The organism is Lacticaseibacillus mingshuiensis, assembly GCF_016861785.1.
Lineage (GTDB): Bacteria > Bacillota > Bacilli > Lactobacillales > Lactobacillaceae > Lacticaseibacillus > Lacticaseibacillus mingshuiensis.
Genome location: NZ_BOLS01000014.1, coordinates 12,762 through 27,225 on the forward strand (window position 1 = coordinate 12,762; position 14,464 = coordinate 27,225).

The window sequence follows — 14,464 nt, forward strand, 5'->3', positions numbered from 1 at the left end:
CCTTTTTGGGTGCCTTTCGTGGGGCCGCTCAACGGATCAGCGCGACCCCGCCTGATCGATCAAAGCTCCTCTTGTTTTTCCTTGGCGATCTCCTCTTCAAGTGGCGATGGCGGCCCGATCAAGGTGGACCAGGCGGCCAGGCGTGCGCGCAAACTCGGCGTCGCTTGCGGGCCATTTTCCAGCTCGGCGGCTTCCTTGGCGTCCACCTCGTCGGCAAACACGCGCCGGTATTCCTGCAGCACCCGGCCGAGCTGCTGGACATAACCCCAGTGATGGACGAGTTGCGCCGCGTTCATTTTCGACAGCACAAACAGGCTCAGCGAGGCGTATTTTCGCACCGCGATCGGCGTTAGGGCTGGCTTGGCCTCGGCCACCTGCAGGTACATCGCACCGAGTTGGTGAATCGCCTCGAGGTCACTGCGCTTGAAGCCGGTGTGCACCGTGCTGCCGAGGTTGATGCGGTACTGATAGACCGGCTCGTCGACAAAATTGATGCGGGAGACCCGCGGCAGGAGCTGACCGATCAAAAACGCGTCCTCCATCAGATTAAAATCCGCAACTGGCAGCGGCGGCTCAAACAGGTGGGCGGCAAACAACTTATCCCACAAGTAGCCGCGCATTTCCTTGTCCTCCAGCCACAGCCGGTACATCTCATCGCCGGTCGCCGAGAATGTCGGGGCGTGAAAGGGGCGGCTAAATTTGGCCGCGGGGTTCCAGTACGCGTAATGATTGACCGCCGCGATGTCGGCCTCCCCGATCGCATTTTGCATGGTCGACAGCCAATTGGGCAACACCATGTCGTCGCTATCCATGAAGGTGATGTAGGCGCCGCGGGCCTGGTTCAATCCGACTTGGCGCGCGATCGCCTGACCGCGGTTGGGCACATGACTCACTTGCAGGCGCGCATCGGCCGTCGCGTAGGCATCGAGGATCCCCGGCGTTTCATCCGTCGAGCCATCGTCGATGAGCAGCGCTTCGAAATTGAGATAATCTTGGGCAAGCAAACTGTCCAGCGCCGCCTCAAGGTATTTTTGGGCGTTATAAACGGGCATGATCACCGAAAGCAACGGTTGTGTCATAAGAGCCTCCGCGTTGATTTTAGCATAGCCGAGGGCTTTTCTGGGCCGCGAAGTCTTGGAAAAAGAGATTCTTACTGAACTAGCAAAAGCGCGCACCCCCATTTCAGGGATGCGCGCTTTTGGCGGACTTACGCTGAACTCAATCGACCGACTTCAAAGCGGCCAGCATGTCCACATTTTTCAGGGTGCGACTGACGACCCAGCCGAGCGCCGCGGTGATCATGGCGATCAAGAGTGTCGGCCACAGGAAGCTCGTGCCGACCAGCGCCGGGTTGAACATCACTTCATCGGGCGGCACCACGGCCAGGATGTAGCGGAACAGCACATCCCCGATGCCAAAGCCGACCAGAATGCCGATGCCCGTCAGCAAAATTGTCTCGCGATAAATATACATCGTGACCTCATTATCAAAGAAGCCGAGCACCTTGATCGTGGACAACTCACGGATCCGCTCCGACACGTTGATGTTGGTCAGGTTGTAGAGAATCACGACCCCGAGCAGGCCAGCGACAATGATCAGGACCAGCATGATCTTGTTGAGAGATTTCACGATCGTGTCGATCTGATTGGTCAGCGTCGTATTTTGCACGACACCCGCCGTTGCCGGCAAAGCCATGAACTTGGCTGCCTCTTTTTCAACATTCGCCTGACTGCGATCTTTGAGGATGACCAGCTCGCCATTGGTCGTGTAGTCCGTCGCGAATGCTTTTTCATAGGCGGTGCGGCTCATGATCATGAAGTGGCCCATGTACATTTCGGTAATGCCACTGATGGTCACGTGGCGCGTCACATCGCTGGCGTCCTTGAAGCTGATCGTATCGCCGACTTTGGCGCCGACCAGGTTGGCCAGCCGCTCCGAAATGATGGCGCCGCTTGCCTTGAGTGGCAAAGTCGTTTGCGTTTTGCGGTTGCGGGTCTCGACATATTGATCAAATTTCGCGGTCGTCTGAGGGACGATCAGAGTGATGGCCTGACTGTCATTATTTTTCCCGGCGACCTTGCTGAGGGAGTCGTAGTGAATCGCCTTGGTGGATTTGATGGCGGCACTTTCCGTCTGCTTTGCGAATTCGCGACTGGCGGCCGAAGTCAGGTTGCTATTCTTGGCGACGATCATATCGTAATGGATGATGCCGCCGAATTGCGTCTGGCTCATGCCACCGATCGATGCGCGGACGCTGTAGCCGGTCAGCAGCAGCGCCACCGCGCCGGCCACGCCGAAGATGGTCATCAGCATGCGCTTCTTGTAGCGAAAAATATTGCGCGCCGTCACTTTATGGGTGAAGCTCATATGATTCCACAGCGGCGTGATGCGCTCCAGGAAGATCTTGGACCCGGCGACCGGCGGCTTTGGCAAAAGCAGTTCCGCCGCATTCGCTGCCAGCTCGCCTTTCGCGCTGAGATAGGCTGGCAACACCGCAGATAGCAGGGCCAGCGCGATCGCCGCCAGTGTCACCCAAGGATGAAAGGCCAGCGTGATGCGCGGCAAGGTAAAGCCATCGCTGTAGGCGTTGTATACGATCAGGGGGAGCAGCGTGTGGCCCGCCACCACGCCGATCAGCGTGCCGAGCATACTTGCGGCAAACCCGTACACGGTGAACTTGCGCGTGACGTCTTTTGGCTCGTAGCCCAGCGCCCGCAATGTTCCGGCGTTGATGCGCTCCTCGTCGACAAAACGGCCCATCGTGGTGAAGGTCACCAGCGCTGCCACGAAGTACAGGAAGATCGGGAACACGTTGGCCAGCGCATCGATGATGTCGGAAACCGTGGTGTAGGTCTTGTACCCGATTCCGCCGGGCATCTCGCGGCGACTGTACGCGGTGTATGTCGGCAAAGCCAGCTGCTTGACCTGCTTCTTGGCGGCCGCAAGCTTGGTTTCACCTGATTTGATCTCCGCGCGGGCGGCTGGGGCCTGCTTGGCAAAATCGGCAGCGCCTTTCTTGTACGTCTGCTCTTTGCTTGCCAGCGTCTTTTTGGCGGCCGCCAGCTGGGCTTCGCCGCTTTGTTGTTGGGTGGCCAGCGTGGCCTTGCCCTTGGCCAACTCGGCTGTCTTCGCCTGACAGTCTTTAAGCCCCGCGTTGTACGTGGCCAAGTTCTTCTCATACAGCTGTTGGCTGGCCGCAAGCGTTTCGGCGCCTTGCGTGATCTGTGTTTGGGCAGTGGCCGCTTTGGCTTTGCCTTGCGTATACGCGGTGCGCTGGGTCTGGTAACGCGCCTCGCTGGCCTCGTATTGGTTCTGTTTTTGCGCGAGCTCAGACTTCGCGGCAGCCAGCTGCTTGGTGCCCGCCGCGAGCTGGGCCATGCCAGGGTCATAGGTGCCCGACTGGAAGGTGGCATAGGCCTGCTGGGTGGCGGTCAGTTTGGCTTGGGTCGCCTTGAGTTGCGCGGTCAATTGTGCCTGCTGAGCCGTGCTGAGGCCCGATTGCGCGAGCTGTTTTTCCAGCTGGGCGACGGCCGCCTGCAATTGCGCGAGGCCGGTCTTGTATTGCGTGTTGGCAGCGGTCAGTTGCTGCTTTTTGCTGGTCAGGGTGGCCTGGGTCTTGGCGATCGTCTGCTGGCCGGTAGTTAATTGCTGCTTTGCAGCTTTGAGCTGGGCCGAGGCGTTGGTGAGCTGCTTTTGGGCCGTCGTGAGTTTTGCCTGGGCCGTCGCAAGTTCCGCGCGCTTGGCTGCCAGTTCTTGGGCACCGGCCTTGAGTTTTGTGTCGGCTGCGGCCAGCTGCTGCTTCGCAGCACTCAATTTGGCAGCCGCGGTTTTCAGTTGCGCGGCGCCGTCATCGAGTTTCTTTTGCGCCGCCGTCACCTGCGTGGTCAGCGCTTTTTGCTTGGCCGTCAGCTCCGCCTGGCCTGCATCGAGCTGGCGCCGGGCGGCTTGCAGCTTGGCCTGGGTATCGGTCAACTTTTTCGCCGCGGCATCGAGCTTAGCCTGATTGCTTGCGATCGTCTTATCCGCCTCAGTTTGAAGCTGCGCGAGGCGATTTTTCGGCTGGGTCTTCAGCGCCTTATCGATCGCGGTCTTGTGCGTCTGCAGGCGGCCCTTGTACGTGTTGCCATACGGATCGACGGCCTTCAGATCGGTGAACCGCATCCGCGCCAGCATGTAGACATCCGAGTCAAAGGCGCTCGGCAGAATCACCGCATAGCCGTTCAGCTCGCCGGTACCAGCCGTGGTCTCGCCCATGTTGACCGAGGACAGGATCTCGCCGGAGGACACGAAGCCGACGATCTTGAACTTGGTGCGACGCAGGACTTTGGCGCCAGTCGCATCGGCTTTTTCCGTGACGCGCAGGGTGTCGCCGAGCTTGTATTGGCCCTGATAATCGGCGTCCAAGGCGACTTCATTGACCGCGGTCGGCATCCGCCCGGCTTTGACGTCGTACGTCGAAATGGTGCTGGGCTTGCTGAAAAGACGGAGGCTGGTGGTTTTTCCTTGGATGGTCACATCTTTCAGATAGCCGTATTCGACCTTCGAGGTGCCCTTCACCTCTTTGAGTTTTGTCTGGTCGCTTTGATCAAGGCCGTAATCGCCAATCACCGTCACATCCGCGACATTCAAACGGTTCGCATAGTCGGCGCCGGTCGCCCGCATGTCGGGGCCTGCGACTTTCAGGCCGACGAGCGCAAACGACCCGATCGCCATCAAGCCCGCGATCGACAGAAACCGGCCTTTGGACTTGCCGATCGCCTGCCAAATATCTTTCCATAAAATATGCTTCGTCACGCTCACTCACCTACCATTCAATATTCTCGATCGCCGCCGGATGCGCGTTTTGCGTGATCTGGGAGACCTTGGCGTCGCGCATGTGTATCACGCGATCCCCGATCGGCGCGATTGCCGCGTTATGCGTCACCACGATCACGGTTGAGCCGTGCTTGCGGGCCATGTCCTGAATGATCTGGAGGACCTGCTTGCCCGTCTCATAATCCAGCGCGCCGGTCGGTTCATCGCAAAGCAAGATCTTGGGATTTTTCGCCACGGCCCGGGCGATCGCGACACGCTGTTGTTCGCCGCCAGACAGTTGCACGGGAAAATTGTCGATGCGCTTCGCCAGCCCGACGTCGATCAGCGTCTGCGTCGGGTCCTGGGCGCCTTCCACGATCTCGGAGGCCAGCTCCACATTTTCCTTAGCGGTGAGGTTCGGGACCAGGTTGTAGAACTGGAAGACAAACCCGATGTCCGTACGCCGATATGCCGTCAGTTCACGTGAGGAAAAATGGGAGATATTCTGGCCATCGATAATGACATCCCCACTACTATTGGTGTCCATGCCACCGAGAATATTCAAGATCGTTGACTTGCCAGCGCCGGATGCGCCGAGGATGATCGCCAGCTCCCCTTTTTCGATCTGAAAGCTGACATCGTTGTTGGCAAGAATCTCGGTCTCGCCCATTTGGTAACGTTTGGTGCTGTGCTTGACGTCGATGTAACTCATTTCGCTCACTCCTGTTTTTTAAATAATGAACAACACGTTGATTTGTTGATGGCCCAAGTATATGATTGTCTATGGGCCAGTTGCAATAAACAGATTCACAAAACGTGTTGATTTTCGCCCAAAATGAACGCAAATCGACAATGTGTTGTTTTTAAAAAGGGAGTGATTGCGTGCCAGAAATGCGGCCGCAAACAGAAAGAAAGATCAAGCAGGTCTTTACGCACTTGATGCAGACAAAAGGATTAAATGACCTGACCGTCAGTGACATTGCACGGGGCGCGAACATCAACCGCGGGACGTTTTACCTGCATTTCGTCGACAAATTCGCCTTGCTTGCGTATTTCGAGGACCAAACCATTGACCGCCTGACCGCGATTTTGACGGCCCCCTGTGGCGAAGCGGAAAATGCCTCGCCAATCGATTTTATTTCCCGGGACACGGTCTACCAGGCGCTGGTCTATGTGCAAGGCGACCGCGAGTTTGTGCAGGCGCTGACAAGCGATACTGGCGACCCCAAATTCGTGGCGCGCTTCAAGGGGATCCTCGCGGGATTGCTCGACGCGCAGGCCGCCAAGTCGCCCGAGTTCACCTTCAACAAGGTCGGGTTCCCGGCCGATTACGCCAGTGAGATTCTCTTATCGACGGTGGTGTCGATCATCCTCCTGTGGCTGCATAAAGGCGCGACCGAGGACCCCGCGATGATCGCCGACATGATCGACCGCTGCAAGACACTCGCGCCGGTGGAGCTGTTTCGGTGAGTGAGCTGCACGCAAAAAAATAGCGGTGCCGCCCCCGGTTGGGGTGGCCCGCTATTTTTTGTGGCGAAGTGCTTGGCGTATGGAACCGTAATTGATTGTAGGAGACCGCTAAATAATGTTGGCGACCGCCATTGTTGTGGCGCCCTTTTTCACATGCGGCGGGCTCGGGGACACTAGATCGTAAAAGGCCGTCCACTTAGCGTTTCGCCCAATGTCCAGAGCTGCTTCGCTAGGGCCGGATCGATCGACCATGGCCTGGCGCCGAATTTGGACTGGCTGTCAGCGGCCACCGCCGTGCCGATGTTGCAATCTTCAATAAACACCCCGCCCTTATCCACTAACAACGGACTGGTCGCGGCCCAGAGCACAGAGGCCGCGCCTTGGCTCGTGCTTTTGAAATAATCATACTCGGCCTGGCCGCGTCGTTTGGCCTGCAGGGCATGCCACGCACTGATCAGCCGTGTCCCCTGCAAGTCGTTCATCACCACGCCGGCCGCCCGCTGCAGGTGCGCATTTTGATTAATGAAGCGGCCCAGTCCGGTGCCTGGCACGAGTCCGGGATGCACCGCGAACGCCCGTACATCATCTTGCTTGGCGCGCCGGTCGAGGTCAACGGCAAACAAGATATCCGCCGCCTTGGATTGCGCATACGCCACCCGCGGATCATAGTCGCGCCGCTCGAAATTAGGATCGGTGAAATCGACGCCATTCCAGCTTTGGGCGCGGGAGGACACCACGACGACCCGCGCACCGGGCGTTTTTTTCAAAGCCGGATACAACGCGGCCGTCAGCTGAAAATGGCCGAGGTAATTGGTCGCCAATTGTGATTCGTTACCGCGGGCGTCGCGGTGCAATGGGGCAAACATAATTCCCGCGCATTCGATCAGGAGGTCAAGGCGGTCATGCTGGCGCAAAAAATCAGCCGCAAACGCCGCGATCGACTGCGCATCCATCAGATCCAGCACGCCGACTGTGGTGTGCGGCAACGCTCCCACCGCCGCTTGCGCCTTGGCCAGGGTACGAGCCGGCACCACCACTGTTGCGCCGGCTTTCACCAACGCGCGAGTGATCATCAGCCCGATGCCACTATAGCCGCCTGTGACGATGGCGACCTTTCCCGTCAGATCAACGCCGCGCATCACTTGGCGGGTCGTTGTTGTTTTCGAAAAGGGACTGGCGATCGGTACTTGCTGCGTCAACTGCGTCATTTTTTCCATGCTCCTTTGGCGTGACACTTGTCACATTCATTGGCTCATGATAGGCTCAGGTGACGCAAAAGACAAGGTGATCACGGCCAGCTGTGACAAGTCGGGGGGAATTGTAATGGCAACTTATAGTCAGGAACAACAAGAACTCAGCCGAGAAAGCCTGCAGCTGGCGCTTTTTGACCTCATGCAACACCAGGCTTTCGCCAGCATCACCGTCAGTGCGCTGGCCGCCCGCGCCGGCATCTCGCGCATGGGCTTTTACCGCAATTACGACACCAAGGAGCAGGTGCTCAGCGACTATTTTGATCGGCGCGTCGCCCCCTTTTATGACGCGCTCTCGGCCAGCGTGGCCCAAGGACCGGCCTCGATCAGTCAGGCCTATTTTGCCTACATCGACCGCCACAGCACACTGTTTGAGGTGCTAATTCAAAGCGGCGCGGAAAATGTGCTGATCGACCGGTTCACCTATTACGTTGACCGCTTCTATCGTGACCATGTCAAAACCGTGCCGTTCACGGGCGACTATGCATTTTTTTGGACCAGCTTCGTGGCAGCCGGCCTTTACAAGATGACGATCGACTGGCTGAAAACCGGCAAGCGCGCCTCAGTGGCCACCTTGGCGGCGATCGCAACCAAGCTGGCGGGGTGACGTGACAGATAGCGCACTGGAGATATTTTTCTTAAAACAAATTTTTCCCTCTTCGGCTCTTTGGGGGCAAAAATCACGGGTATATAAAAAGAGCAACTCTTTTAACGAGAGTCGCCCAAACGTTAGCGTAAAGAGGAGCCTGAGTAACAACTCAAAAAAGCCTAGACCAAAGTGAATCAATGTTTAGCGACCAAGCTTTCATAATTGTCATGAACAGACGCGACTCGTCCTGTTGAATCAGCCATAAACCAGAAATGAAACGGTTTTCCCTCATATGAGAACTCAATATTTGACTTCATAGGTGAGGTGCGAAGGCCAAAGTCCACAACTGGACTATTGATCTATCGGGAAGCATCGATTTGCAACCCGCAGTGAGCTCGCAAACCATAATACGACGACTCATTCAACCGGCAGTGTCAGTGTGAACGTACTGCCTTCCTCAAGCTGACTGGCGACAGTGATCGCGCCGCCCAGTTCGTGGGCAACCGCCTGCGCGATGTATAACCCTAATCCATGGCCCCCTGTCTTTGTGCTTCGCGAAGTTTCGGCCCGATAAAGGCGCTTAAAAACATCTTCCAGATCACTCGGTCGAATGCCGATGCCGTGATCGGTCACTGCGATCTGAAGTTGCTGGTCAGCCAGCGTTGCGGAGATCTCCAACGAACTCCCACAAGGTGAATACTTTAACGCATTATTGATCAAGTTGTAGATGATGCGGGCTATTTTATCCCGATCCGAAATAATCTTCGCGTCTGGCGGCAAAATCGACACATGGACTGATCGGGTGTCCCTATCGAGTTCAAACTGGAACTCAGATAGCGTTTCAATCAAAAGTTGGTCAATCAACACCTCTGATCTGACCAACACCGGTGGGTTAGCTTGCGTGTGTAGCGAGATGTAACTGAGCTCTTCAACTAGATTGTTTAAACGGTCGGTTTGGCGGTCGATGGTTTGCAGATAGTCTGGCACCTCTTCGCGGGCGATGACGCCATCCAGGATTCCTTCGACAGTCGAACGAATCGAGGTGATCGGCGTTTTAATGTCGTGGGACAATTGTGCGATCATCATATCCTTTTCATGCTCACTTTCTTTGAGTGAAGCGAAGGACGCCTCAAGGTGGGTCGACATCGTGTTGAAGTCGGCAGATAACTCGCGAAATTCAGACGGACCGATAACATCATGCACCGTATTAAAATGATTCTCAGTGATTGCCTGCGCCTGAGCCTTTAGCCGCTCCAATGACTGAAACGTTGGGCGCAACAGTAATAAGTCAACCACCGCGCCCAGCGAACTGGCAATCAACGTGATCAGTACTAAAAGAAAGCCGCTACTTTGAACAATAAACATTTTGTTGACGGCCCACACCACGGCAACGATCGTGATCAAGATCGACAAAAGGTGCCCCATCATGATCAGATATTTAAGCTTCATTCCCTATACCTCAATTTTGTAGCCTAACCCCCAAACTGTTTTGATGGTGGGCGTCTGTTCGTCACCATAAGAGCAGAGTTGGGCGCGTAACGCGTGAATATGGACATTCAAGGTGTTTGCATCTACCTCAAGATAAGCCTCGCCCCAAACAATTTGATACAGCTCCGTCTTCGAGAAAACATGTCTCGGGTTGCCAGCCAATAGCCACAGGAGTTCAAAATCCTTAGCCGTCAGATCAAGTGTTTGGCCTTTCACGGTCGCTTCGTGCGCAGTGTAGTCGACGCGCAAATTACCCAGTTGGGTCTTATCTTGCTGGCCTCGAGACCCATTGATTCTGCGTAAGATATTTCCAACGCGAAGCACCAATTCCCGAGGACTGAATGGCTTGCTGATAAAGTCGTCTGCACCAAGGTTCAGTGCAAAGATCTTATCTTGATCTGAGGTCTTGGCCGTAATAAACAAGAAAGGTTGATCCGGATTTAACAGCTGGACCTCATCAATCAGATCATAGCCATCCATATTGGGCATCATGATGTCCGTGATCACGAGGTCGACGTGTTGATGTTTAAACACGTTCAACGCCTCGGCCCCGTCTGCTGCAGTGAGCACAACATAGCCCGCGTCCTTCAAATACCGCTGATTAATTTCCATAATGGCAGATTCGTCATCTGCCAGCAAAATTGTCTGCACCACGGTTTTCTCCTTAAAAAAAGAATAGTACTACACATAATGTATAATACTATCCCCCAAATTCAAATTATTTTGCTTATCAATTTCCCGCTGAAGACCCGCTCTAACCAGCCCGCCGCTTGCTATTGATTCCGACCGTGGTCCCAACCACAGCAAGCAACGCGAGCATTGCTGTTCCAAACAGGGTGAGCCCTTCGTTGACCGCGTCGCCAGCCTGAGGTAGCAACTTTTCAGAAGGCATCTGGGAGGACATCTGACTCGATTTGTCAGCAGCTTTCTGCATCATGGCTGGCTTCATAGCCGTATCAGAACCAGTTTTTGTGGTCATGCCACTCTTGGCTGGGGCCGTCATCGCAGCCATCTTGCCGGTTGAAGCGCCATGACCGCTTGGCTTAGACATGGCCGCGCTCTGATCGCCCTTTGATTGACCTGGGGTGGTCATGGCTTTCTCAGGCACATTGATGGTGATCTGAACGCCGGCCTTGGTCGCGACCGGGCTCGTCGTGATTGCTTTGCCATCGCTACCGATCGCATAGATAGTCACGGTTGCACCGTAAGTCTGCGTGCCATTTTTGCGGAGCTGATCAATCAACGCTTGACCTGTTTTCCCGGCAAGATTGCCGCCAAGGACCACCGAATAGGCATATTCCCCCTTAGCTAACCCACTTATTGGCAGAATTGGCTTGTTCATGGCCGTCCCATTGTTCGACCACGCCGCGAGATTTGAACCGCTCAGCAGAAGCCGGGTGAGCATCCCATCCCCACCGAATGCCTCAAATGGAATCACCTGATTAACGCCCGCGGTGAATGGCCCATCGCCCTTGGCCGCCACTAAATAGGCTGCCGGCACATTGATCTGGTTCTTAATGTTGCTCGTCAAGCCTTCAACATTGAGCTGAATACCTGCCTTTGTCGCAATGACCTTCGACGTATCCGCCTGACCGTCAGCACCTGCAGCGTATAGCTTGACTGTTGCGCTGTATGTCTGGGTGCCATTCAGCCGCAACTGATCTAACAAGGCTTGGCCCTGCTTGCCCGCAACATTGCCAGCAAGATCAACTTCATAGAAATACTGACCAGTGGCAAGGCCTGAGATTGGCAATAGCGCGGTGTTCATCGCGGTTCCGTTATCAGACCATGGTGCGGCCACAGAACTGTTTAACAAAAGACGTGTCAGCATGCCATCCCCGCCAAACGCCTCATATGGAATCACTTGGTTGACGCCTGCCGTGAACGGGCCTGATTCCTTCGCATTTGCCAAATACTGTGCAGGCACTGTAATTGCGCTGCTAACCTGGTTTGTCAGGCCGGTGAACGAGATCCGAATTCCCGTCTTTGTCGCCACCACGTTCGTTGTATCAGCCTGGCCATCACTACCCGCGGCATAAACTTTTAGTGTCGCGCTGACTGTTTGCGTTCCATCTTCGCGTAACTGATCCAGCAGGGCCTGGCCTTGCTTTCCTGTTAAGTTACCCCCAAAATCCACTTCATAGAAATACTGACCACTAGCCAGCCCCATAACCGGTGATAACGCGGCATTCGCACCTGTCCCATTGTCAGACCATGGGGCAGAAGCGGCACTGGTCAACAGCAACCGTATCAGCATCCCATCACCACCAAACGCTTCGAACGGAATGACCTGGTTGACCCCGGCGGTGAACGGCCCATCACCAGTTGCATTGGCCAGCGTCTGAGCCGAAACCATCAAAGTCGAAGTCACTTTGGCGGTCAATTCGCTGGCCGAAAGATTTGAACTAACTGCCGGCGTTGACGCAGCGCTGGCGACCTTCTCCAAATCTGCAGGTGTGGAAGTTGAGGTCCCTGATGCCTCACCTGTCGCGGCAGAAGTGGTTGAGGCCACTGGTGTCGTCTCATCAGCCTGTGTTGATTGAGGCGCGGTCTGAGCGTCCGGTGATGACTGAGAAGTCGTCGTCTTATCCATAGTTGCGGATGCTTGAATGGCAATTGGCTCAGTGGCCGCACTCACCGCGGTGATTGTCCCACCCAAACCACCGGCCAAGGTCGCAAGAACGATCGCACTGTACACCCAGAATTTTCCGACCTTATATGCCTTGTAATGAACCCGCATGTCCCGTAATGCAGCCTTTACAGTATGTCGAGAATTACTCATCATCATAGCCTCCAAATAGTGTATAAATTTCAGTCGCCATTACGCGTTCCTGTTTAGGGTCCCAATGTATCATCAGAGGCTTAATTGACTTGTAGTAAATTCTTAACAGACTATTAAATCGGAAGTAAGCGCTGTCTCTTCTCGCGGGCCGCCATCAGTCCACGACCAGAACTATTTATTTTACTTTTACCACTGGTCCAAATCAAAACGAGTCATGAAGAATCTCAGCTTAGGTCCCAACAATCACCGTCCGACTGTTTTTGGGGTGTAAAAAAACGCCTTTCAAAGGCAACCGAATCAGCTGCGCATGAAGGCGTCTTTGACTACTCACCTTTCAATTTATCCCGAACACCGCATTCTCATACAGCCAGTTGGACACCGCATCATTCCCAATCAGATAAAACTTCTGCAGCTGGCTCAAATACCAGTGCATCTTATCATCGGGAATGGCAAGAATACCGGCGCCGGCGTGATAGAGAATCGCATTGGCGGCGACCAGTGCCGTCCGCTTATTGCCATCGTAAAAGAGCTGTGTCTTGGACAAATACAGCATCGTCCGAAGCGCGGTCTCAGTCGCACTTCCGGCATTCTCTTCTAGCCCCTGTAGTGTGGCCGTTGCGATCACTGCATCCGGCAATGGCGGGACATAATCATCGCGACTGAGACTGACCAGCACATTTTCCGTCCGAAGCGTCCCGGGCCGCATCCCCCCACCACCTTGCACGACTGCATTCAGTTGCGCGATTGCGGCCAGATCCATCTGAGGGAGCGTCTTCGCCAATTCCAGCGCATGCTTCAAGTTGAGGATGATCTCAATCGCCTCAGGCTTCACGCCGGCGACGGTGACATTGTTGAGAATCGCCTCCGTGTCCAGCCGAGTGGTTGCAAGCCCCTCGAAATGACCGGCGCTGTAGACGATCCCCGGCAAATTTTTTTCAAACAACATCGCTTCTTGCGAAGGCGTCAGGTGAAACTTGTTTTGCATCTTGCCATTTCCTCTCAGCAATCGGTCTGTCGCGTCGATTTTTTTCAGGATACAAGAAAGCGACCCTCGAAAGGAGGATCGCATCGTTGTCGTAAAAATTGAGAGACGAAAGATTAACGCTTGGAGAACTGGCTCGCTTTGCGGGCTTTCTTCAAACCGTACTTCTTACGTTCCTTCATACGAGGGTCACGTGTGAGCATACCGGCGCGCTTGAGGGGACCGCGGAAATCCGGGCCAACAGTCAAAAGAGCGCGGGAAATGCCGTGACGAACTGCCCCGGCCTGACCGGAGAAGCCACCACCGTTAACGTTGACAAGGACATCGTAGCTGCCCTTTGTCTCGGTGATATCGAATGGCTGGTTGATATCCAAGATCAAGTTCTCATATGGAAGATAGTCATGGACGTCTTTGCCGTTCATCGTGATTTTACCGGAACCTGGGACCAAACGGACCCGGGCAACGGAGTTTTTGCGGCGACCTGTGCCGCTGTAAGATACTTGAGCCACAGTTGTGTCCTCCTTAGATTAGGTTCGTAATGTCGAGTACTTCCGGCTTCTGCGCTTCGTGAGGGTGCTGGTCCCCTGCGTAAACGTGAAGCTTTAGAAATTGCTGATGGCCGAGCGTGTTCTTGGTCGGCAACATTTTCTTAACGGCATATTCGACTAAGCGAGCTGGGTTGTCCTTCAAAAGGTCGCCAGCCACTTCATGCTTCAAACCACCTGGATGTTGACTGTGGTGATAGTAGATCTTATCCGTTGCCTTACGACCGGTCAGCTTAACTTTGCCGGCGTTGATGACGATCACGTTGTCGCCCACATCGGTATGAGGGGTGTAGGTCGGCTTGTTTTTGCCGCGCAAGATGGTTGCAACGACAGAAGCCAAGCGGCCGAGACTGATATCAGTGGCGTCGATCAGGACCCACTTGCGTTCGATTTCACCTGGCTTAGCCATGAATGTTGTACGCACGATTTGTTTCCTCCAATATTCTGTGCTGTTTGACACGCATTAAGTTTCCGGGGCTTATTGTGGGGCAAACAATACCGTCTACTAGAATACAAAAAAAAGGCGCGCGTGTCAATCATTATCAAAAGGGTGCGGAGGCCCGT

Annotated in this window: 11 protein-coding genes and 1 pseudogene; 2 read left to right on the forward strand and 10 right to left on the reverse strand. The window is 54.9% G+C overall.

The annotated features are described in order from the left end of the window. Window positions 1-59: 59 nt before the first annotated feature. The 3 genes from JUE67_RS09235 to JUE67_RS09245 all read right to left on the reverse strand — a co-directional run bounded on the left by JUE67_RS09235 (window position 60) and on the right by JUE67_RS09245 (window position 5,506). Window positions 60-1,079 carry a glycosyltransferase family 2 protein gene (locus JUE67_RS09235; protein ID WP_203627991.1) on the reverse strand — a complete coding sequence of 340 codons (1,020 nt, stop codon included), beginning with the start codon at window positions 1,077-1,079 and terminating at the stop codon, window positions 60-62. A 139-nt stretch (window positions 1,080-1,218) separates the two neighbouring features. Further along, window positions 1,219-4,794 (reverse strand): ABC transporter permease, encoded by a 3,576-nt coding sequence (locus tag JUE67_RS09240; protein ID WP_203627990.1) that lies wholly within the window; start codon window positions 4,792-4,794, stop codon window positions 1,219-1,221. 10 nt (window positions 4,795-4,804) lie between these two features. Next, window positions 4,805-5,506: an ABC transporter ATP-binding protein gene (locus tag JUE67_RS09245; RefSeq protein ID WP_203627989.1), complete on the reverse strand. Its 702-nt coding sequence runs from the start codon at window positions 5,504-5,506 to the stop codon at window positions 4,805-4,807. A gap of 179 nt (window positions 5,507-5,685) precedes the next feature. On the opposite strand from JUE67_RS09245, the gene JUE67_RS09250 reads away from it, so the two are divergent. Further along, the gene (locus tag JUE67_RS09250) at window positions 5,686-6,264 is read left to right on the forward strand and encodes a TetR/AcrR family transcriptional regulator (protein WP_203637131.1); all 579 of its coding nucleotides are present in this window, start codon (window positions 5,686-5,688) and stop codon (window positions 6,262-6,264) included. Between the two features lie 173 nt (window positions 6,265-6,437). Here JUE67_RS09250 and JUE67_RS09255 read toward each other — a convergent pair whose 3' ends face one another. Continuing rightward, window positions 6,438-7,472: an SDR family NAD(P)-dependent oxidoreductase gene (locus tag JUE67_RS09255; RefSeq protein ID WP_203627987.1), complete on the reverse strand. Its 1,035-nt coding sequence runs from the start codon at window positions 7,470-7,472 to the stop codon at window positions 6,438-6,440. Window positions 7,473-7,587: 115 nt separating this feature from the next. Between JUE67_RS09255 and JUE67_RS09260 the strand changes: the two genes are divergently transcribed. Continuing rightward, window positions 7,588-8,121 (forward strand): TetR/AcrR family transcriptional regulator, encoded by a 534-nt coding sequence (locus JUE67_RS09260; protein WP_203627982.1) that lies wholly within the window; start codon window positions 7,588-7,590, stop codon window positions 8,119-8,121. A gap of 399 nt (window positions 8,122-8,520) precedes the next feature. Here JUE67_RS09260 and JUE67_RS09265 read toward each other — a convergent pair whose 3' ends face one another. The 6 genes and pseudogenes from JUE67_RS09265 to rplM all read right to left on the reverse strand — a co-directional run bounded on the left by JUE67_RS09265 (window position 8,521) and on the right by rplM (window position 14,324). Further along, entirely contained in the window at window positions 8,521-9,552 is a 1,032-nt protein-coding gene (locus tag JUE67_RS09265; RefSeq protein ID WP_203627981.1) for a sensor histidine kinase, read from the reverse strand. 3 nt (window positions 9,553-9,555) lie between these two features. Continuing rightward, window positions 9,556-10,245, reverse strand: coding sequence for a response regulator transcription factor (locus JUE67_RS09270; RefSeq protein ID WP_203627979.1), 690 nt, complete (start codon window positions 10,243-10,245; stop codon window positions 9,556-9,558). Window positions 10,246-10,345: 100 nt separating this feature from the next. Continuing rightward, a pseudogene (locus JUE67_RS09275) lies at window positions 10,346-12,319 on the reverse strand (SSURE domain-containing protein); the annotation flags it as partial. A gap of 388 nt (window positions 12,320-12,707) precedes the next feature. Then, entirely contained in the window at window positions 12,708-13,358 is a 651-nt protein-coding gene (locus JUE67_RS09280; RefSeq protein ID WP_203627975.1) for a Fic family protein, read from the reverse strand. 113 nt (window positions 13,359-13,471) lie between these two features. Beyond that, window positions 13,472-13,864, reverse strand: a complete 393-nt coding sequence (rpsI, locus tag JUE67_RS09285; protein WP_203637133.1) for a 30S ribosomal protein S9 — start codon at window positions 13,862-13,864, stop codon at window positions 13,472-13,474. A 13-nt stretch (window positions 13,865-13,877) separates the two neighbouring features. Next, window positions 13,878-14,324 carry a 50S ribosomal protein L13 gene (rplM, locus tag JUE67_RS09290; RefSeq protein WP_125695913.1) on the reverse strand — a complete coding sequence of 149 codons (447 nt, stop codon included), beginning with the start codon at window positions 14,322-14,324 and terminating at the stop codon, window positions 13,878-13,880. Window positions 14,325-14,464 lie beyond the last annotated feature (140 nt).